Source organism: Pseudomonas sp. 2(2015) (genome assembly GCF_000955865.1).
Lineage (GTDB): Bacteria > Pseudomonadota > Gammaproteobacteria > Pseudomonadales > Pseudomonadaceae > Aquipseudomonas.
Genome location: NZ_JYOF01000004.1, coordinates 329,962 through 347,964, shown reverse-complemented (window position 1 = coordinate 347,964; position 18,003 = coordinate 329,962). Strand labels below are relative to the sequence as shown.

24 protein-coding genes are annotated in these 18,003 nt (G+C 61.5%); 10 read left to right on the top strand and 14 right to left on the bottom strand.

Features of this window, described 5'->3' with window-relative positions; translation table 11 throughout:
• Positions 1–2: 2 nt before the first annotated feature.
• The 9 genes from hisD to UB48_RS09790 all read right to left on the bottom strand — a co-directional run bounded on the left by hisD (position 3) and on the right by UB48_RS09790 (position 6,886).
• On the bottom strand, positions 3–1,328 hold the full coding sequence (hisD, locus tag UB48_RS09830; protein ID WP_045196365.1) for a histidinol dehydrogenase: 1,326 nt from the start codon (positions 1,326–1,328) through the stop codon (positions 3–5).
• A gap of 135 nt (positions 1,329–1,463) precedes the next feature.
• Positions 1,464–2,099, bottom strand: coding sequence for an ATP phosphoribosyltransferase (hisG, locus tag UB48_RS09825; RefSeq protein ID WP_038996931.1), 636 nt, complete (start codon positions 2,097–2,099; stop codon positions 1,464–1,466).
• Positions 2,100–2,206: 107 nt separating this feature from the next.
• Entirely contained in the window at positions 2,207–3,472 is a 1,266-nt protein-coding gene (murA, locus tag UB48_RS09820; protein ID WP_010223372.1) for a UDP-N-acetylglucosamine 1-carboxyvinyltransferase, read from the bottom strand.
• A 23-nt stretch (positions 3,473–3,495) separates the two neighbouring features.
• The gene (locus tag UB48_RS09815) at positions 3,496–3,735 is read right to left on the bottom strand and encodes a BolA family protein (RefSeq protein WP_010223373.1); all 240 of its coding nucleotides are present in this window, start codon (positions 3,733–3,735) and stop codon (positions 3,496–3,498) included.
• A gap of 115 nt (positions 3,736–3,850) precedes the next feature.
• Entirely contained in the window at positions 3,851–4,156 is a 306-nt protein-coding gene (locus tag UB48_RS09810) for a lipid asymmetry maintenance protein MlaB (protein WP_045196361.1), read from the bottom strand.
• Positions 4,153–4,803 (bottom strand): phospholipid-binding protein MlaC, encoded by a 651-nt coding sequence (locus UB48_RS09805; RefSeq protein WP_045196359.1) that lies wholly within the window; start codon positions 4,801–4,803, stop codon positions 4,153–4,155. Before UB48_RS09805 ends, UB48_RS09810 begins: the two co-directional genes overlap by 4 nt.
• Positions 4,804–4,812: 9 nt before the next feature.
• Positions 4,813–5,280 (bottom strand): outer membrane lipid asymmetry maintenance protein MlaD, encoded by a 468-nt coding sequence (gene mlaD, locus UB48_RS09800; RefSeq protein ID WP_010223376.1) that lies wholly within the window; start codon positions 5,278–5,280, stop codon positions 4,813–4,815.
• Positions 5,280–6,077, bottom strand: a complete 798-nt coding sequence (gene mlaE, locus UB48_RS09795) for a lipid asymmetry maintenance ABC transporter permease subunit MlaE (protein ID WP_045196357.1) — start codon at positions 6,075–6,077, stop codon at positions 5,280–5,282. Before mlaE ends, mlaD begins: the two co-directional genes overlap by 1 nt.
• Positions 6,077–6,886, bottom strand: a complete 810-nt coding sequence (locus tag UB48_RS09790) for an ATP-binding cassette domain-containing protein (protein WP_045196354.1) — start codon at positions 6,884–6,886, stop codon at positions 6,077–6,079. The genes mlaE and UB48_RS09790 overlap by 1 nt, the downstream gene beginning before the upstream one ends.
• Positions 6,887–7,130: 244 nt before the next feature.
• Here UB48_RS09790 and UB48_RS09785 point away from each other — a divergent pair, with 244 nt between their 5' ends.
• From UB48_RS09785 to UB48_RS09740, 10 genes are all read left to right on the top strand, one after another.
• Complete coding sequence (locus UB48_RS09785; RefSeq protein WP_045196353.1) at positions 7,131–8,105, top strand: KpsF/GutQ family sugar-phosphate isomerase; 975 nt, start codon at positions 7,131–7,133, stop codon at positions 8,103–8,105.
• Positions 8,106–8,630: an HAD family hydrolase gene (locus UB48_RS09780; protein ID WP_045196351.1), complete on the top strand. Its 525-nt coding sequence runs from the start codon at positions 8,106–8,108 to the stop codon at positions 8,628–8,630. It begins immediately after the preceding gene.
• Between the two features lie 8 nt (positions 8,631–8,638).
• Entirely contained in the window at positions 8,639–9,214 is a 576-nt protein-coding gene (lptC, locus tag UB48_RS09775; RefSeq protein WP_045196349.1) for an LPS export ABC transporter periplasmic protein LptC, read from the top strand.
• Positions 9,201–9,725 (top strand): lipopolysaccharide transport periplasmic protein LptA, encoded by a 525-nt coding sequence (gene lptA, locus UB48_RS09770; protein ID WP_045196347.1) that lies wholly within the window; start codon positions 9,201–9,203, stop codon positions 9,723–9,725. Before lptC ends, lptA begins: the two co-directional genes overlap by 14 nt.
• A complete protein-coding gene (lptB, locus tag UB48_RS09765) occupies positions 9,726–10,451 on the top strand; it encodes an LPS export ABC transporter ATP-binding protein (protein WP_038996944.1) in 726 nt (241 codons plus the stop codon).
• A gap of 179 nt (positions 10,452–10,630) precedes the next feature.
• Positions 10,631–12,124, top strand: coding sequence for an RNA polymerase factor sigma-54 (locus UB48_RS09760; RefSeq protein WP_045196344.1), 1,494 nt, complete (start codon positions 10,631–10,633; stop codon positions 12,122–12,124).
• Between the two features lie 81 nt (positions 12,125–12,205).
• The gene (raiA, locus tag UB48_RS09755) at positions 12,206–12,514 is read left to right on the top strand and encodes a ribosome-associated translation inhibitor RaiA (protein ID WP_010223385.1); all 309 of its coding nucleotides are present in this window, start codon (positions 12,206–12,208) and stop codon (positions 12,512–12,514) included.
• Positions 12,515–12,526: 12 nt separating this feature from the next.
• Positions 12,527–12,991: a PTS IIA-like nitrogen regulatory protein PtsN gene (gene ptsN / locus UB48_RS09750; protein WP_045196342.1), complete on the top strand. Its 465-nt coding sequence runs from the start codon at positions 12,527–12,529 to the stop codon at positions 12,989–12,991.
• A 2-nt stretch (positions 12,992–12,993) separates the two neighbouring features.
• Entirely contained in the window at positions 12,994–13,848 is an 855-nt protein-coding gene (gene rapZ, locus UB48_RS09745) for an RNase adapter RapZ (protein ID WP_045196339.1), read from the top strand.
• 20 nt (positions 13,849–13,868) lie between these two features.
• A complete protein-coding gene (locus UB48_RS09740) occupies positions 13,869–14,141 on the top strand; it encodes an HPr family phosphocarrier protein (protein WP_045196337.1) in 273 nt (90 codons plus the stop codon).
• 14 nt (positions 14,142–14,155) lie between these two features.
• Here the strand turns inward: UB48_RS09740 and UB48_RS09735 are convergent, their stop codons facing one another.
• Genes UB48_RS09735 through UB48_RS09715 form a run of 5 tightly spaced genes read right to left on the bottom strand, consistent with a single transcriptional unit; the run spans position 14,156 to position 17,933 of the window.
• On the bottom strand, positions 14,156–15,049 hold the full coding sequence (locus UB48_RS09735) for a ZIP family metal transporter (RefSeq protein ID WP_045196335.1): 894 nt from the start codon (positions 15,047–15,049) through the stop codon (positions 14,156–14,158).
• 11 nt (positions 15,050–15,060) lie between these two features.
• Positions 15,061–15,672: a superoxide dismutase gene (locus UB48_RS09730; RefSeq protein ID WP_045196333.1), complete on the bottom strand. Its 612-nt coding sequence runs from the start codon at positions 15,670–15,672 to the stop codon at positions 15,061–15,063.
• 1 nt (position 15,673) lies between these two features.
• Entirely contained in the window at positions 15,674–16,135 is a 462-nt protein-coding gene (locus UB48_RS09725; RefSeq protein ID WP_045196331.1) for a hypothetical protein, read from the bottom strand.
• 27 nt (positions 16,136–16,162) lie between these two features.
• Positions 16,163–17,539 carry a lyase family protein gene (locus UB48_RS09720; RefSeq protein WP_045196328.1) on the bottom strand — a complete coding sequence of 459 codons (1,377 nt, stop codon included), beginning with the start codon at positions 17,537–17,539 and terminating at the stop codon, positions 16,163–16,165.
• Entirely contained in the window at positions 17,532–17,933 is a 402-nt protein-coding gene (locus UB48_RS09715) for a FagA protein (protein ID WP_082075425.1), read from the bottom strand. The genes UB48_RS09720 and UB48_RS09715 overlap by 8 nt, the downstream gene beginning before the upstream one ends.
• Between the last annotated feature and the right edge of the window lie 70 nt (positions 17,934–18,003).

Sequence of the window (18,003 nt, the reverse complement as noted above, 5' to 3'; positions counted from 1 at the left end):
GTTCAGTTCCCCTTCTTGTCGGCAAGGATGCGGTATTCGGCGCTGCGGGCGTGGGCGGTCAGCGACTCGCCACGGGCCAGTACCGAGGCAGTGTGGCCGAGCTCGGAAGCGCCCTGCTCGGAGCAGAAGATGATCGACGAACGCTTCTGGAAGTCATACACCCCCAGCGGCGACGAGAAGCGCGCGGTGCCGGAAGTCGGCAGTACGTGGTTGGGGCCGGCGCAGTAATCGCCCAGGGCTTCGCTGGTGTGGCGGCCCATAAAGATCGCGCCGGCGTGGCGAATCTGCGGCAGCCAGGCCTGCGGGTCGGCGACCGACAGCTCCAGGTGCTCAGGGGCAATGCGGTTGGCAACGTCCATGGCCTGCTGCATGTCGCGCACCTGGATCAGCGCACCACGGCCGTTGATCGAGGTTTTGATGATCTCGGCGCGCTCCATGGTCGGCAGCAACTTGTCGATGCTGGCTGCGACCTTGTCGAGGAATTCGGCGTCGGGGCTGACCAGAATCGCCTGGGCGTCTTCGTCGTGCTCGGCCTGGGAGAACAGGTCCATGGCGATCCAGTCCGGATCGGTCTGGCCGTCACAGACCACGAGAATCTCCGACGGGCCGGCAATCATGTCGATACCGACCTGACCGAACACATGGCGCTTGGCGGTGGCGACATAAATGTTGCCCGGGCCGACCACCTTGTCGACCTGCGGCACGCTTTCGGTGCCATAGGCCAGGGCGGCAACCGCCTGGGCGCCACCGATGGTGAAAACCCGGTCGACACCGGCGATGCAAGCGGCGGCCAGCACCAGCTCATTGACCTCGCCACGCGGGGTCGGCACCACCATGACCACTTCACCAACGCCGGCGACCTTGGCCGGAATCGCGTTCATCAGTACCGACGACGGGTACGACGCCTTGCCGCCAGGCACATACAGGCCGGCGCGATCCAGCGGCGTGACCTTCTGGCCAAGCACAGTGCCGTCGGCTTCGGTGTAGCTCCAGGAGTCCTGCTTTTGTCGCTCGTGGTAGCTGCGCACGCGCTCGGCGGCTTTTTCCAGGGCTTCGCGCTGGGCCGGGGTGATGCGGGTCAGGGCCAGTTCCAGGCGCTCGCGACCGAGGATCAGGTCGTTGATCGAAGTCGCCTGCACGCCATCAAAGCGCTGGGTGAACTCCACCAGCGCCGCATCGCCACGCTCGCGCACGGCCTTGATGATGTCGAGTACGCGCTGGTTGACCGCGTCGTCAGAGACACTTTCCCAGCTCAGCAGATGATCCAGATGTCGGGCGAAATCCGGGTCAGCGGCATTGAGTCGGGCGATTGCAGTGGACGTGGTCATAGCGAGGGCCTCATAAATGGCGAATGCTCAGGCGCCCTAAGCTACCAGTCCATCCGCGCGGGCACCCGAGAAAATTGGCTATGACGCGGATAGACGGGCGCGACAGCGAAGGCCGCGCGCAGGAGGTAGAAAGTCTTAGCCGCGGTGTCGCGATTCGACAGCCTGGCGCAGGGTGTCGATCAGGCTCTGGATGCGGGCGTGCTGCATCTTCATCGAAGCCTTGTTGACCACCAGCCGGGAGCTGATGGTGGCAATCAGTTCCTGGGGTTCCAGGCCATTGGCACGCAGGGTGTTACCGGTGTCGACAACGTCGATGATCTTGTCGGCCAGGCCAATCAGCGGCGCCAGCTCCATCGAACCATACAGCTTGATGATATCGACCTGACGGCCTTGTTCGGCATAGTAGCGCTTGGCGACGTTGACGAACTTGGTGGCGATGCGCAGACGGCCCTTGGGCTCGGCAGCGCCGACTTTGCCGGCGGTCATCAGCTTGCACTGGGCAATCTGCAGGTCCAGCGGCTCGTACAGGCCCTGGCCACCGTACTCCATCAGCACGTCCTTGCCGGCCACGCCCAGGTCGGCGGCACCATGCTCGACGTAGGTCGGCACGTCGGTGGCGCGCACGATCAGCAGACGCACGTCTTCCTGAGTCGTCGGGATGATCAGCTTGCGGCTCTTGTCCGGGTTTTCGGTCGGCACAATACCGGCTTCCGCCAGCAGCGGCAGGGTATCGTCGAGAATCCGACCTTTGGATAGCGCGATGGTCAACATGGGAAACGTCGGTCCTTATGCGGCTACAGCCGGCCGGGCGCTAACAGGCCCGACCGCATTCAATTCGGTGCAGCAATTGGCTGGCGCGTCCCTGCGCCACTCACAGACTAGCCCGGCACGCGGCGGATCTTGGCGCCGAGCATCTGCAGTTTCTCTTCGATGCACTCATAACCACGGTCGATGTGGTAAATGCGGTCGATCAGGGTATCGCCTTCGGCAACCAGCGCCGACAGCACCAGGCTGGCCGAAGCCCGCAGGTCGGTGGCCATCACTGGAGCGCCTTTGAGGGTCTTGGTCCCGGTAACGATGGCAGTGTTGCCTTCGACCTGGATCAGGGCACCCATGCGGTGCATCTCGTAGACGTGCATGAAGCGGTTTTCGAAGATCGTCTCGATTACCGCGCCAGTGCCTTCGGCAATGGCGTTGAGCGAGATGAACTGCGCCTGCATGTCGGTCGGGAACGCCGGGTACGGAGCGGTACGCAGGTTGACGGCTTTCGGCCGCTTGCCATGCATGTCCAGCTCGATCCAGTCTTCACCGGTGGTAACTTCGGCGCCGGCTTCCTTGAGTTTTTCAAGGACGGCTTCAAGGATGGTCGGATCGGTGTCCTTGACCTTGACGCGACCGCCGGTCACGGCAGCGGCAACCAGGTAGGTACCGGTCTCGATACGGTCAGGCATGACCCGGTAGGTCGCCGAACCCAGGCGCTCGACGCCATCGATGGTGATGGTGTCGGTACCAGCGCCCTGGACTTTCGCGCCCATGGCGTTGAGGAAGTTGGCAAGGTCGACCACTTCCGGCTCGCGCGCAGCGTTTTGCAGCACGCTGCGACCTTTGGCCAGGGCTGCAGCCATCATGATGTTCTCGGTACCGGTGACACTGACGGTATCGAAGAAGAAGTGCGCGCCACGCAGGCCGCCTTCTGGGGCCTTGGCCTTGATGTAGCCGCCTTCGACTTCGATCTTCGCGCCCATGGCCTCAAGGCCGCGGATGTGCAGGTCGACCGGACGCGAACCAATGGCGCAACCGCCAGGCAGGGCCACTTCGGCTTCGCCAAAACGGGCGACCATCGGGCCCAGTACCAGGATCGAGGCACGCATGGTTTTCACCAGCTCGTACGGCGCGACCAGGGTCTTGATGGTACGCGGGTCGATTTCGACCGAGAGCTTCTCGTCGATCACCGGCTCAATGCCCATGCGGCCGAACAGCTCGATCATCGTGGTGATGTCGTGCAGGTGCGGCAGGTTGCCAACGGTGACCGGGCCATCGCAGAGCAAGGTGGCCGCCAGGATCGGCAGGGCAGCGTTCTTTGCCCCGGAAATGCGGATTTCGCCATCGAGGCGAACGCCGCCAGTAATAATCAGTTTGTCCATTAGAGTCTCGCCGCCAAGTTGGCTCAGGTGCGCTCAGCCCAGGCTGCGCTGCTGAAAAATTTCATGGTTACCGCATGGATGCTGCCATCGGTGATCCACGGGTTAAGGTGAGCATAGATCTGCTGCTGACGCTTGACCGGGCTCAGGGCCGCCAATTCGTCGCTGATCACGTTCAACTGGAAGTTGCAGCCTTCGCCTTCAACTTCGACCCGGGTTCCCGGCAACTTTTCTTCAAGGAAGTTCTTAACTTCTACGGCCTGCATGCTCAACCTCAATCGGCGCCCTTTGCGCGCGGGTCGGCCATCATACAAAAAAGCCCCTCGCCTGCGAACCCCGTAATCGGAGACTCTGACAGAGGGGCCAGTCACTGGCTGGCGGTCATTGACCGGCCAGCACCTCGTCAAGGTCATAAACCTCGGCAATTTCCCGCATGTCCTGGGGCATGGCGCGAACCTCGACGGCCTTGCCGGCCGCCTTGCCATCGCGCATGAAGGCCAGCAGCAGGGACAGGCCGACGCTGCTGGACTTCTCCACCTGCGCGCAATCGAGCACCAGCCCGGGGGCCTTGCACGCCGCAATCAGGGCCTTGCCCTGCTTGCGCAAGGCCGGCCCGCTGCGGTAGTCGAGCACCCCGGCCAGGCTCAATACGCCTGGCTCGCTCATGGTCACGACACTGTCGCTCATTGCCCTTGCTTCTCGGCCGCTTGCTCGGTGCTTTCCTTGGCCTTGGCCACTTCGCCCGCCCAGCCGTCGATGGTCTTGTCCAGGTCGTTGCCGTTGCGGTTCATGGCGTCGGCGAACTGGTCACGGAACAGCTTGCCGATGTTGATGCCGTTGACGATGACGTTACGCACCTTCCACTCGCCGTCGAGCCTGGTCAGGGTGTAGGACACCGGATAGACAGCACCGTTGTTGCCCTTGACGCTCATGTCGACGCTGGCACGGTCGTCGCCGTCCTTCTTCTCGTTGCCGACGGTAATGCCCTGGTTGTTGTACTCGAGCAGGGCGTTGCCGTAGAACTGCATCAGGCTGCGCTTGAAGTTTTCCTGGAAGCGCTGCATCTGCGCCGGGGTAGCCTTGCGCGAATACTTGACGGTCATGATGCTTTTCGAGATGCCATCGGCATCGACGACCGGCCCCAGGTTGGCATTGAGCGCATCGTAGAAGGCGCTCGGGTTGGCCTTGTATTGCTCCTTGTTGGCTTTCAGGTCAGCCAGCAACTGGGTGGTGGTCTTCTCGATCACCTGCTTGGGTGACAGAGCAGCTGCACTGGCCATCAGCGGCAGTGCTGCCAGCAACACCAGCAAGCCGCGTCGCAGGATAGAAATCATGGAAACTCCTTATTTAGCTTCTTTGCCAACGGTATTGAGCAGGAACTTGCCAATCAGGTCTTCCAGTACCAGCGCCGACTGGGTGTCGTGGATGGTTGCACCATCCTTGAGCACCGCATCTTCTCCGCCCACGCTGATACCGATGTATTTCTCGCCGAGCAGCCCTGCGGTGAGGATAGATGCAGTGGAATCGACAGGCAGGTTATCGACCCGTTTTTCCAGCTGCAGCGTCACCCGACCGGTGAAGGTGTCACGATCCAGATCGATGGCAGTGACCTTGCCGATGGTCACACCGGCCATGGTCACTTTAGCTCTGACCGTCAAACCGGCGATATTGTCGAAGTTGGCATAAAGTTTATACGTGTCGCTGCTCGGGCTCGCCGACAGGCCGCTGACGCGCAGGGCCAGCAGGATCAGCGCCAGGATCCCGGCCAGGAGGAACAGGCCGACACCGATTTCCAGGGTGCGGTTTTGCATCAGAAATCTCCAAACATCAAGGCGGTCAGAATAAAGTCCAGACCCAGGACTGCCAATGAGGCATAGACCACGGTCTTGGTGGTGGCACGACTGATCCCTTCTGAAGTGGGCTCGCAGTCATAACCCTGGAATACGGCAATCCAGGTCACGACGAAGGCAAACACCAGGCTTTTGATCACCCCGTTGAGCACATCGTCGGTAAAGGAAACACTGTTCTGCATGTTGGCCCAGAACGAGCCCTCGTAAACGCCCAGCCAGTCGACGGCAACCCACGAACCACCCCAGATACCGACCACGCTGAAGATCAAAGCCAGCAACGGCAGCGAGATGAAACCGGCCCACAGCCGCGGCGCGACGATGTACTTGAGCGGATCGACACCGATCATTTCCAGGCTGGACAGCTGCTCGGTGGACTTCATGTTGCCGATTTCGGCGGTCAGCGCCGAGCCTGCACGGCCGGCGAACAGCAGCGCGGTAACCACCGGGCCCAGTTCACGCAGCAGGGTCAGGGCGACCATCTGCCCCACCGCCTGCTCCGAACCGTACTTGGTGAGGATGCTGAAGCCCTGCAGGGCCAGGACCATGCCGATGAACACACCGGACACGACGATGATCGCCAGCGACAGCACGCCAACCGAATAGAGCTGGCGAACCAGCAACTGAAAGCCGCCGCCGGTGCCGCTGCGCCCGACCAGCGAATGCAGCAGGAACAGGAAGGAGCGGCCGAGAATGGCCAGCACGTCGATGGCCGATCGGCCAAAGCGACGAATACGTTCGAGTAAGGATTTTCTGCGCATCAACGCTTCCCCAGAAGATCGGCGCGGTAATCCGGCGCAGGAAAGTGAAAGGGCACCGGGCCATCCGGATCGCCTTTCATGAATTGACGAATGCGCGGGTTGTCGGAGCCCATCAGCTCTTGCGGCGTGCCCTGCCCCAACACCTGGCCGTCACCGACCACATAGATGTAGTCGGCGATGCTGGCGGTTTCGGCCAGGTCGTGGGAAACCACGATGCTGGTAATGCCCAGGGCATCGTTGAGCAGGCGGATCAGCCGCACCAGCACGCCCATGGCAATCGGGTCCTGGCCGACGAACGGTTCATCGTACATGAGGATTTGCGGATCCAGGGCAATCGCCCGGGCCAGCGCCACACGACGTTTCATGCCGCCGGATAGCTCGTCGGGCATCAGCTCGATGGCGCCACGCAGGCCAACGGCCTGGAGTTTCATCAGGACGATGTCGCGAATCATCTCGTCAGACAGCTGGGTATGCACGCGCAGCGGGAAGGCGACGTTCTCGAACACATCGAGATCGGTGAACAGCGCGCCACTCTGGAACAGCACGCCCATCTGCTTGCGGGCATCGAACAGGTCACTGCGCGACAGGGTCGGCAGGTTCTGCCCGGCCACCCAGACCTCGCCACTGGCCGGGCGCAGTTGTGCACCCATCAGCCGCAGCAGCGTGGTTTTGCCGCACCCGGAAGGCCCCATGATGCCGGTAACCTTGCCACGGGGAATGCGTATGTCGACATTATTGAAGATGCTGCGCGAACCGCGCTTGAAGGAAACGCCCTTCAATTCGACCGCGTAGGCGTTATCAACGCTCATCTAGACTCCTTGCGATGCAGCCTTCTCACTCAGACGCGCGCCCCCTTCGTGGAGGCACGCACGCACCAAGCGGGCCGAACAGCGGCGAACTATAGCACCGCTGATAGGGCCGCCCCAAGGCCGCCGAAGTGCTTGTTCAGCTATGGTTAAGCCAACCGGGCGAATGTATGACAATCACAAGGTGAGGCTTTCGCCCATTACCGCTATAATCGCCGCCTTTTCATCAGGCAATCCGATTTTCGACATGAGCCAATCCAGCGACCTGATCCAATCCGCGCAGCGCACCATCCGTTTCGAACTCGAGGCGGTTGAGGGCCTGCTGGCCCACATCGACGCCGATTTCGTCAAGGCATGCGAGCTGATCCTGGCCAGCAAGGGCCGGGTGGTGGTGGTCGGCATGGGCAAGTCGGGGCACATCGGCAACAAGATCGCCGCGACCCTGGCCAGCACCGGTACGCCGGCGTTTTTCGTTCACCCGGCCGAAGCCAGCCATGGCGACATGGGCATGATCACCCGCGACGACGTGATCCTGGCCCTGTCCAACTCGGGCTCCACCGCCGAGATCGTCACCCTGCTGCCACTGATCAAGCGACTGGGTATCCAGCTGATCAGCCTCACCGGCAACCCCGATTCGCCTCTGGCCAAGGCCGCCGAGGTCAACCTCGACGCCCGCGTTGCCCAGGAGGCCTGCCCGCTGAACCTGGCACCGACCTCCTCGACTACCGCCGCGCTGGTGCTGGGCGACGCCCTGTCCATCGCCCTGCTCGAGGCCCGCGGCTTTACCGCTGAAGATTTCGCCTTCTCGCACCCCGGCGGCGCCCTCGGCCGACGCCTGCTGCTGAAAGTCGAGAACGTCATGCACGCCGGCGACGAGCTGCCGCAGGTGCAACGCGGCACCCTGCTCAAGGACGCACTGCTTGAAATGTCTCGCAAGGGCCTGGGCATGACGGTGGTGCTCGAAGCCGACGGACGGTTGGCCGGGATCTTCACCGACGGCGACCTGCGCCGCAGCCTCGATCGCAATATTGACGTGCACAAGACCCTCATCGAAGAAGTCATGACCGCCCACGGCAAGACCGCCCGCGCCGAGATGCTCGCCGCCGAAGCCCTGAAGATCATGGAAGACCACAAGATCAGCGCCCTGGTGGTGATCGACAAGGACGAGCGCCCGGTCGGCGCCCTGAACATGCACGACCTGTTGCGTGCGGGAGTGATGTAAATGACCCAGGACCTGCTCCAGCGCGGCAAGGCCATCAAACTGGCGGTTTTTGACGTAGACGGCGTGCTCACCGACGGTCGCCTGTACTTCCTCGAAGATGGCAGCGAATTCAAGACCTTCAACACCCTCGACGGCCAGGGCATCAAGATGCTCATGAACTCGGGCGTGACCACGGCGATCATCAGCGGTCGCAAGACCCCGGTGGTCGAGCGCCGGGCAAAGAACCTCGGCATTCCTCACCTGTACCAGGGCCGGGAAGATAAACTGGTGGTATTGGACGAGCTTCTTGGCCAGCTCAACCTAAGCTATGAACAGGTCGCCTATCTGGGCGACGACCTGCCTGACCTGCCGGTAATCCGCCGGGTCGGCCTGGGCATGGCGGTGGCCAATGCTGCCGCGTTCGTCCGCGAGCACGCCCACGGGGTAACCCTGGCACGTGGCGGCGAAGGTGCAGCCCGCGAATTCTGCGAACTGATCCTGCAAGCCCAGGGCAACCTCGACGCGGCCAACGCCCATTACCTGTAGAGCGACACATGTTCAGTAAGAAAATCCGCAACATTGCGCTGTTCAGTGTGATCGCCGCCCTGCTGGTGGCGGTCGGCTACTGGAACATCAGCCCCGAGAGCTTCCTCGACAACAAGCCGGTTGCCGGGCCGGACCAGAGCGCCATCGACTATTACGCGGTGAACGCCCACAGCGTGCAGTTTTTGCCTGATGGCAAGATGCAGTACGAGATGACCGCCGACAAGGTCGAGCACCTCAAGGCCAGCGAAGTCACCCTGCTGACCAAGCCCGACCTGCAGATGTACCGCGGCACCACTTATCCGTGGCACGTGCAGAGCGAGCGCGGCGAGGTCAACCCCGACGGCAGCGAAGTCGAACTGATCGATTCGGTAAGGGTCGCCCGCACCGACGAAAAGAACCGCACCATGATCATTACCAGCAGCCGCATGACGGTATTCCCGCAGAAGCAATATGCGCAAACCGAGCAAGCCGTTAGAATCGACGGCGCCGGTGGCGTCACTACGGGCAATGGAATGAAAGCGTATTTGAAAGACGGCAGGATGGACCTGCTGTCCAACGTAAGAGGACAGTATGAGGCTCGTTAAAACCCTCCCCTTTTTGCTCAGCCTGAGCGCAGCACTGGGAAGCGCGAGCGCCTGGGCCCTGCCGAACGACCGTGACCAGCCGATCCGCATCCAGGCCGACCACGCTCAACTGGACGACAAAAAAGGCATCGCCACCTACACCGGTGACGTGATCATCACCCAGGGTTCGATGATGATCAAAGGCAACACCGTGACCATCACCCGTACCGCCGGTGGCGACATCGACGTGGTGACCTCGGTGGGCAACCTGGCCTACTTCGAGCAGCAGCAGAGCGCCGCCAAGCCAGACAAGATGCAGGGCTACGGCAAGACCATCCAGTACAATGCGCCGCAAAACCGCATCGTCCTGATCGACCGCGCCAAGGTCATCAACGAAGGCAACACCACCGAGGGCGAGAAAATCGTCTACGACACGGTGAAACAGATCGCTACCGCCGGTCGCGGTGGCAAAGTCACCGAGTCGCGTCCGCGTATCGACATGGTGATCCAGCCGAAGAAGAAGGCCGAGTAAATGGCAACCCTCAAAGCCCAGCACCTGGCCAAGAGCTACAAGAGCCGGCAAGTGGTCCGCGACGTCAGCCTGTCGATCGACAGTGGCCAGATCGTCGGCCTGCTCGGCCCTAACGGCGCCGGCAAGACCACCTGCTTCTACATGATCGTCGGCCTGGTCCAGGCCGACCAGGGCCGCGTCCTGATCGACGACCTCGATGTCAGCCACCAGCCCATGCACGGCCGCGCCCGCGCCGGTATCGGCTACCTGCCGCAGGAAGCCTCGATCTTCCGCAAGCTGTCGGTGGCCGACAACATCATGGCGATCCTCGAAACCCGCAAGGACCTGGACCGCGATGGCCGGCGCAAAGAGCTGGAAAGCCTGCTGCAGGAGTTCCACATCAGCCACATCCGCGACAACCTCGGCATGAGCCTCTCCGGTGGTGAACGCCGCCGCGTCGAGATTGCCCGCGCCCTGGCCACCGCGCCCAAGTTCATCCTGCTCGACGAACCCTTTGCCGGTGTCGACCCGATTTCGGTCGGCGACATCAAGCAGATCATCCACCACCTGAAGGCCAAGGGTATTGGCGTTCTGATCACCGACCACAACGTCCGTGAAACCCTGGATATCTGCGAAACCGCTTACATCGTCAACGATGGCCAACTGATCGCCGAAGGCGATGCAGAGACCATCCTGGCCAACGACCTGGTCAAAGAGGTTTACCTCGGCCATGAGTTCCGCCTGTAGGCTCAAGGTGTAAGGCGCTGCCGGAGCGCTCGTAAACAAGCCAGATAATGGCTTAATTGTTACGGCGCTCTAGGCAAACGCTGCAATTTCAGGCATATAATTTGCTTAAAGTTGGCGCTTCGGTGCCCTTGTAGTGGATGGCGCATGTGCGCCGGCAAATAAGGTGTTAAGCCCCTGCCATGAAACCATCGCTCGTCCTAAGAATGGGCCAGCAACTGACGATGACCCCGCAGTTGCAACAGGCCATACGTCTGCTCCAGCTTTCTACCCTGGACCTCCAGCAGGAAATCCAGGAAGCGCTGGAATCAAACCCGATGCTCGAGCGCCAGGAAGAAGGCGACGACTTCGACAACAGCGACCCGATGGCCGACAACGCCGAGAGCAAACCCGTCGCCGACGTTCAGGAAACCAGCTTCCAGGAGACCGCCCCAACGGTGGACAACCTCGAAGAGGGCGAGTGGAACGAGCGCATCCCCAACGAGTTGCCGGTCGACACCGCCTGGGAAGACATCTACCAGACCAGCGCCAGCAGCCTGCCCAGCAACGACGATGACGAGTGGGACTTCACCACCCGCACTTCGGCTGGCGAAAGCTTGCAGAGCCACCTGCTCTGGCAGCTCAACCTGGCACCGATGTCCGACACCGACCGGCTGATCGCCGTGACCCTGATCGACTGCATCAACAACCAGGGTTATCTCGACGAAACCCTGGAAGAAGTCTGCGAATCCTTCGACCCCGAGCTCGACATCGAGCTGGATGAAGTCGAAGCCGTGCTGCACCGTATCCAGCAATTCGAACCCGCCGGCATCGGCGCGCGCAACCTCAGCGAGTGCCTGTTGCTGCAACTGCGCCAGCTGCCGCCGCGTACCCCGTGGATGGCCGAAGCCCAGCGCCTGGTCAGCGACTACATCGACCTGCTCGGCGGCCGCGACTACAGCCAGCTGATGCGCCGCATGAAGCTCAAGGAAGACGAGCTGCGCCAGGTCATCGAACTGGTACAGAGCCTCAACCCGCGCCCGGGCTCGCAAATCGAGTCCAGCGAAGCCGAATACGTGGTGCCCGACGTGATCGTGCGCAAGGACAACGAGCGCTGGCTGGTCGAACTCAACCAGGAAGCAGTCCCGCGCCTGCGGGTCAACCCGCAGTACGCCGGTTTCGTCCGTCGCGCCGACACCAGCGCCGACAACACCTTCATGCGCAACCAGTTGCAGGAGGCGCGCTGGTTCATCAAGAGCCTGCAAAGCCGCAACGAAACCCTGATGAAGGTCGCCACCCAGATCGTCGAGCACCAGCGCGGCTTCCTCGATCACGGTGACGAGGCGATGAAGCCGCTGGTGCTGCACGACATCGCCGAAGCGGTGGGCATGCACGAGTCGACCATTTCCCGGGTGACCACGCAGAAATACATGCACACGCCGCGCGGAATTTACGAGCTGAAGTACTTTTTCTCCAGCCACGTCAGCACCTCCGAAGGCGGCGAATGCTCGTCCACGGCGATCCGCGCGATCATCAAGAAACTGGTTGCAGCGGAAAATCAGAAAAAGCCATTGAGTGACAGCAAGATCGCTGGTTTACTGGAGGCACAAGGCATCCAGGTAGCACGTCGCACCGTCGCCAAGTACCGCGAGTCCCTCGGCATCGCACCGTCGAGCGAGCGCAAGCGATTGATGTAACGGCTCCTGAGGTGTGCCACCGCAGTTCAGTGGCAGGCGCAATACCTGCCTCTTATGCACCGGCAACAAAGGAGAAGCTGTATGCAAGTCAATATCAGTGGACAGCATGTAGAAGTTACTCAGCCCCTGCGTGAGTACGTCGAGCAGAAATTGAAACGACTGGAGGGGCATTTCGACAAGATTACCAATGTGACGGTAATCATGAAGGTCGAGAAGCTACAGCAGAAGATTGAAGCGACGCTGTTCATTCCCGGCGGCGAAGTGGTTGCAAATGCCGAACACCAAGACATGTATGCAGCGATCGACGCCTTGACCGACAAGCTCGACCGCCAACTGAAAAAACACAAGGAAAAACAGCAAAGCCTGCTGCAAGGTGCAGCGGCCCGCTGATCCCCCTCATCCATGATCCGACTTGAAACCATCCTGACCCCCGGCCGTTCCCTTGTGAACGTGCCGGGCGGCAGTAAAAAGCGTGCGCTCGAACAGATCGCCAATCTGATCGGCAGAGAAGTGCCCGAGCTGGACACCCAGATCGTGTACGAAGCCTTGATCGCCCGGGAGAAACTGGGCTCCACCGGCTTCGGCAACGGCATTGCCATTCCCCACTGCCGCCTCAAGGGCTGTGAGTCGCCGGTCAGCGCGCTGTTGCACCTTGACGCCCCTATCGATTTCGACGCCATCGATGGCGCCCCGGTCGACCTGCTGTTCGTACTGCTGGTCCCGGAAGCGGCTACCGATGCGCACCTGGAGCTGCTGCGCCAGATCGCCAGCATGCTCGATAGCAAGGACGTACGCGAAAAACTGCGTGCGGCCACCAGTAACGAAGCCTTGTACCAGGTCGTACTGGACGTACAGAACGGGCATTGAACATGCGCTTGATCATCGTTAGCGGCCGGTCTGGCTCCGGCAAGAGTACCGCCCTCGATGTACTTGAGGACAACGGCTACTACTGCATCGACAACCTGCCTGCTGGCTTGCTGCCGCAACTGGCCGAAAGCGCCCTGATCAACACGGAATTGATGCAGCCCAAGGTGGCCGTTTCGATTGACGCGCGCAACTTGCCCAGCCACTTGTCGCGCTTTCCCGAGCTGCTTGAGGACGCCCGTAGCCGGCACATCCAGTGTGATGTGCTGTACCTGGATGCCGATGAAGAAACATTGCTCAAGCGCTTCTCGGAAACCCGCCGCCGCCACCCGCTGACCAACAACGAACGCTCGCTGGCCGAAGCGATCGAAGTCGAAAGCGAGCTGCTCGGGCCGATTGCCGACCTCGCCGACCTGAAGATCGATACCACCAACCTGAACCTGTATCAGTTGCGTGACTCGATCAAATTGCGCCTGCTCAACCAGCCGGAGCCCGGTACGGCCTTCCTGGTCGAATCCTTCGGTTTCAAACGCGGCATGCCGGTCGATGCCGACCTGGTGTTCGATGTGCGCTGCCTGCCCAACCCTTACTGGAAGCCGGAACTGCGCGACCATTCGGGCCTGGAGCAACCGGTGATCGATTACCTGGCTGCGCAGCCGGATGTCGAGGACATGTTCCAGGACATCTCCAGCTACCTGCTCAAGTGGTTACCGCGCTTTGCCGCCAGCAACCGTGCCTATGTCACCATTGCCATTGGCTGCACGGGTGGCCACCACCGTTCGGTGTACCTGACCGAGCGTCTGGGCCAGTTACTGCAACAATCGTTAAAGAATGTCCAGGTTCGCCACCGCGACCTCTAGCCCACAGGACCAGCGCCTCGATGCCCGCAAAAGAAATCACCATCATCAACAAGCTGGGGCTGCACGCCCGGGCAGCGGCAAAGTTCGTTGGCGTTGCGGGCAAGTTTCCCTGCCAGGTTCGCGTTGGGCGTAATCCGCAATCCCTGGTTGATGGCAAGAGCATCATGGCGGTCATGATGCTGGCGGCCGGCAAGGGCACCGCCATTCATCTGCACACCGAGGGCGAGCAGGACGATGATGCACTCAACGCCCTGATCGAACTGATCAACAATTACTTCGACGAGGGCGAGTAACCGCCCCCGTTTTCTCACGAAAGCGCCGTATCCATCACCATCATCAGGCAGAAGCCGATGCACAGGCCCAGGCTGGCTAGCCGGTGATGGCCATTGCTGCGCGACTCGGGAATGATTTCCTGGGTCACGACCAGCAACATCGCCCCGGCAGCACACGCCAAGCCCAGTGGCAGCAACAACTCTGCCACGGTCACCAGCCAGGCACACACCACCGCTGCCAGCGGCTCGACCAGACCAGAAGCCGCACCAATCAGAAACGCCTTGAAGCGGGCCATCCCCGCCCCTGCCAACACCAGGGCAATCACCAGGCCTTCCGGCACATCCTGCAGGGCAATGCCCATGGCAAGGCTGTCGGCATCGGGCATGCCACCACCGGCAGACACGCCAATGGCCATGCCTTCGGGGATGTTATGGGCAATGATGGCAATGACGAACACCCAGATCCGCGCGGCGATAACCGGTTGCTGCGGCGTGCCGACCAGGGCCTCGGGCGATGCACCGGACACCTTGAGGTCGACCAGGTACAGGCAGAAGGCCCCGAACAGCAAGCCGAAGCTGACCAAACCACCGGCGCCCCATTTACCCAGGCCAATGGCCTGGGCGGCATCCAGCCCGGGAATGATCAGCGAAAAGGCCGTGGCCGCCAGCATCACCCCGGCACCAAAGCCCAGCAAGGTATCGGCCAACGCCACTGGCATGTTGCGGATCACCAGCACCGGCACCGCGCCCAAGGCCGTACCCAGGGCGCACAGCGCACCGCCTTCGAGCGCCCGTAACATGCGCGGTTCCAGGTCCAGCCAGGCGATACCCTGGGCCACCAGCAGGGCGAAGCCGACCAGCAGCAACAGGGTACCGAGCGCCAGGCGAAACAGCCGCACGCCGGCAATCGACATCACATCCGAACGCATTGCGCTGCGACTCACACAAGCGCAGCTGCGTAACGACGCTCTACCTCGGACCAGTCGATCACGTTGTAGAAGGCGTTGATGTATTCCGGACGACGGTTCTGGTACAGCAGGTAGTAAGCATGCTCCCAGACGTCCAGGCCGAGGATTGGCGTATTGCCGTTCATCAGCGGGCTGTCCTGATTACCACTGCTTTCAACCACCAGGGTCTTGGCCGGGGTCACGCTCAGCCAGGCCCAACCGCTGCCAAAGCGAGTCAGCGCAGCCTTGGTGAAGGCGTCCTTGAACGCCTCGAAGCCACCCAATTGCTCATCGATGGCCTTGGCCACAGCGCCTTGTGGCAGGCCGCCGCCCTGGGGCGACATCACGGTCCAGAACAGCGAATGGTTGGCGTGACCGCCGCCCTGGTTGATTACCGCGTTGTGCAATTTTTCCGGCAGTTGCTTGACGCTGGCCACCAGTTTTTCCACCGGCCACTCGGCATACTCGCTGCCTTCGACCGCCGCGTTGAGGTTGTTGATGTAAGTCTGGTGGTGCTTGCTGTGGTGAATCTGCATGGTCTGGGTATCGATGTGCGGTTCCAGCGCATCGTAGGCGTAAGGCAATGCAGGCAAGGTATAAGGCATATCACTGGATTCCATATTGTAGGACTGAAGGCGCGGCGCTTTCCTGACCGGCATGCAGGGCCGGCTGCGGCTCGTGCCGGTAGAGCAGACGTTCGGTACGCGGGTACTGGCCGTACTCGCTGATGAAGCTCAGCAACTCGGTGTAGGTCTTGCTGCTGTGGCGCAACGCAGCTTCGCGCAGCATTGGCGCCATGCGCGGGTCCTGGGCGGTCTGCAACAACCGCTGGTGAATGGCGCACAGGTACTCGGCGCTTTCCTGCGGCTGATTCAGCCGCAGGTGCAGGTCAGCCAGGTTGTGGTGGGCGATGACGCACACGGCCACCGCTTCGTCGGCGTCATGCCAGCGTTCGAACAACACCTGGGCAAGCGCCAGGGCTTGCAGATACAACTCGCGGGCATCGACCAACTCGCCCTGTTCGAACAGGCGGTTGGCAATTTCGGTGGTGCGTTTCCAGTGCTGCATGACAAACCTCCAGAGCGGTGGGCCGGCTCAGATCCCGCCGGCGGTGAGCTTTTCCGGATCGAGCAGCGCTTCAAGCTGGCTGCGCGGCAGGTCGGTGTTTTCGAGGGCTACGTCGATAATCGGGCGGCCTTGCTTGTAAGCGGTCTTGGCGATTTCGGCAGCCTTCTGGTAGCCGATGATCGGGTTCAGGGCGGTGACCAGAATCGGGTTGCGCGCCAGGGCTTCCTTGAGCTTGGGTTCATTGACCGTGAAGCTGGCAATCGCCTTGTCGGCCAGCAAGCGGCTGGCATTGGCCATCAGCTCGATGCTGCTGAGCAGGTTCTGGGCAATAATCGGCAGCATCACGTTGAGTTCGAAGTTGCCCGACTGCCCGGCCACGGCGATGGTCGCGTCGTTGCCGATCACCTGCGCGGCGACCATGGCAGTCGCTTCCGGGATTACCGGGTTGACCTTGCCTGGCATGATCGAAGAGCCCGGCTGCAAGCCTTCGAGCTCGATTTCGCCCAGGCCGGCCAGCGGCCCGGAGTTCATCCAGCGCAGGTCGTTGGCGATTTTCATCAGTGCCACAGCGGTGGTCTTGAGCTGGCCGGATACCGCCACAGCGGTGTCTTGCGAACCAATCAAAGCGAACAGGTTGTGCCCCGGAACAAATTCGACGCCGGTAAGCGCTGTCAGTTGCTGGCTGAAGCGCGCAGCGAACTCAGGATGGGCATTGATGCCAGTGCCCACGGCGGTGCCGCCCTGGGCCAGGGCTTGCAGGCTTGGCAAGGTGGCTTGCAGATGAGCAATGGCCGCCTTGACTTGCGCCGACCATCCACCCAGCACCTGGCTCATGCGCACCGGCATGGCATCCATCAGGTGGGTGCGGCCGGTCTTGATGAACGGATGCACCTGCTCGGCCTTGGCGTCGATCACCTTGACCAGATGCTGCAGCGCCGGCAGCAACTGCTCGTGCAGGGCCAGCGCGGCACTGACATGAATGGTGGTGGGGATGATGTCGTTGCTGCTTTGCCCGCAGTTGACGTGATCGTTGGGGTTGACCGTATCGCCCAGCACGCGGCTGGCCAGGGTCGCGATCACCTCGTTGGCGTTCATGTTCGAACTGGTACCGGAGCCGGTCTGGAAGATATCCACCGGGAAATGCTGCATGAAGTCAGCGGCCAGCAACTGCTCCACGGCTTTGACGATCGCCTCGCCGCGGGCCTGCTCCAGTTGCTTGAGCTCGATGTTGGCCTTGGCCGCAGCAGCCTTGGCCAGCAGCAGTGCGCGGATGAACTGGGTCGGCATGCGTTGCTGGCTGATCGGGAAGTTGTTTACCGCGCGCTGGGTCTGGGCGCCATACAGGGCCTCGGCTGGCACCAGCAGTTCACCCATGCTGTCGCGCTCGATACGGGTATTACTCATCATCAAGTCCTTGCATCAGTTCATCGTAGGAAATCGAAGGCAGCAGCACGCAGTTCGCCAGTTGCAGGGCGAAGGGCTGCCAGCGCTGGTTGTTTTCGCGCCGATCGAGGTTGCGCAGCTCCAGCAGCGGCCGCCAGGCCTGGTCCAGGCACAGGCAGCGCCAATGCCAGGGCAGCGCGCGATCGCAGGCGGTGTCCAGCAGCAGGCGGAATGAAGTCAAGGCGATGGTCCAGGCGCTGGTATCGGTGCAACACACCAGGTAACGGCCTTCGGTGAGGTAGTGCTCGATCAGGCGCGGCTCGTCCGGATCGAGTGCACAGCGAATGCGCCGGCTCAGCCAGCGCCAGTTTTCCAGGTAGGGCAATTCGTGGAGGACTGGTTTCATGAACATCATCGCCTAGATAATGATATTCATTATTAAGTGATAATCAGAATCAGTTCAACAAAATGAAAAAAGAAAAACA

Coding starts and splice junctions, on each gene's coding strand:
- murA (WP_010223372.1), bottom strand. CDS start 3,472: ATGGACAAACTGATTATTACTGGCGGCGTTCGCCTCGATGGCGAAATC.
- UB48_RS09735 (WP_045196335.1), bottom strand. CDS start 15,049: ATGCGTTCGGATGTGATGTCGATTGCCGGCGTGCGGCTGTTTCGCCTG.
- hisD (WP_045196365.1), bottom strand. CDS start 1,328: ATGACCACGTCCACTGCAATCGCCCGACTCAATGCCGCTGACCCGGAT.
- raiA (WP_010223385.1), top strand. CDS start 12,206: ATGCAAGTCAATATCAGTGGACAGCATGTAGAAGTTACTCAGCCCCTG.
- rapZ (WP_045196339.1), top strand. CDS start 12,994: ATGCGCTTGATCATCGTTAGCGGCCGGTCTGGCTCCGGCAAGAGTACC.
- UB48_RS09720 (WP_045196328.1), bottom strand. CDS start 17,539: ATGAGTAATACCCGTATCGAGCGCGACAGCATGGGTGAACTGCTGGTG.
- lptB (WP_038996944.1), top strand. CDS start 9,726: ATGGCAACCCTCAAAGCCCAGCACCTGGCCAAGAGCTACAAGAGCCGG.
- UB48_RS09810 (WP_045196361.1), bottom strand. CDS start 4,156: ATGAGCGACAGTGTCGTGACCATGAGCGAGCCAGGCGTATTGAGCCTG.
- UB48_RS09790 (WP_045196354.1), bottom strand. CDS start 6,886: ATGAGCGTTGATAACGCCTACGCGGTCGAATTGAAGGGCGTTTCCTTC.
- UB48_RS09760 (WP_045196344.1), top strand. CDS start 10,631: ATGAAACCATCGCTCGTCCTAAGAATGGGCCAGCAACTGACGATGACC.
- UB48_RS09730 (WP_045196333.1), bottom strand. CDS start 15,672: ATGCCTTATACCTTGCCTGCATTGCCTTACGCCTACGATGCGCTGGAA.
- mlaD (WP_010223376.1), bottom strand. CDS start 5,280: ATGCAAAACCGCACCCTGGAAATCGGTGTCGGCCTGTTCCTCCTGGCC.
- UB48_RS09805 (WP_045196359.1), bottom strand. CDS start 4,803: ATGATTTCTATCCTGCGACGCGGCTTGCTGGTGTTGCTGGCAGCACTG.
- UB48_RS09785 (WP_045196353.1), top strand. CDS start 7,131: ATGAGCCAATCCAGCGACCTGATCCAATCCGCGCAGCGCACCATCCGT.
- mlaE (WP_045196357.1), bottom strand. CDS start 6,077: ATGCGCAGAAAATCCTTACTCGAACGTATTCGTCGCTTTGGCCGATCG.
- lptC (WP_045196349.1), top strand. CDS start 8,639: ATGTTCAGTAAGAAAATCCGCAACATTGCGCTGTTCAGTGTGATCGCC.
- UB48_RS09715 (WP_082075425.1), bottom strand. CDS start 17,933: ATGATGTTCATGAAACCAGTCCTCCACGAATTGCCCTACCTGGAAAAC.
- UB48_RS09725 (WP_045196331.1), bottom strand. CDS start 16,135: ATGCAGCACTGGAAACGCACCACCGAAATTGCCAACCGCCTGTTCGAA.
- ptsN (WP_045196342.1), top strand. CDS start 12,527: ATGATCCGACTTGAAACCATCCTGACCCCCGGCCGTTCCCTTGTGAAC.
- UB48_RS09740 (WP_045196337.1), top strand. CDS start 13,869: ATGCCCGCAAAAGAAATCACCATCATCAACAAGCTGGGGCTGCACGCC.
- hisG (WP_038996931.1), bottom strand. CDS start 2,099: ATGTTGACCATCGCGCTATCCAAAGGTCGGATTCTCGACGATACCCTG.
- UB48_RS09815 (WP_010223373.1), bottom strand. CDS start 3,735: ATGCAGGCCGTAGAAGTTAAGAACTTCCTTGAAGAAAAGTTGCCGGGA.
- UB48_RS09780 (WP_045196351.1), top strand. CDS start 8,106: ATGACCCAGGACCTGCTCCAGCGCGGCAAGGCCATCAAACTGGCGGTT.
- lptA (WP_045196347.1), top strand. CDS start 9,201: ATGAGGCTCGTTAAAACCCTCCCCTTTTTGCTCAGCCTGAGCGCAGCA.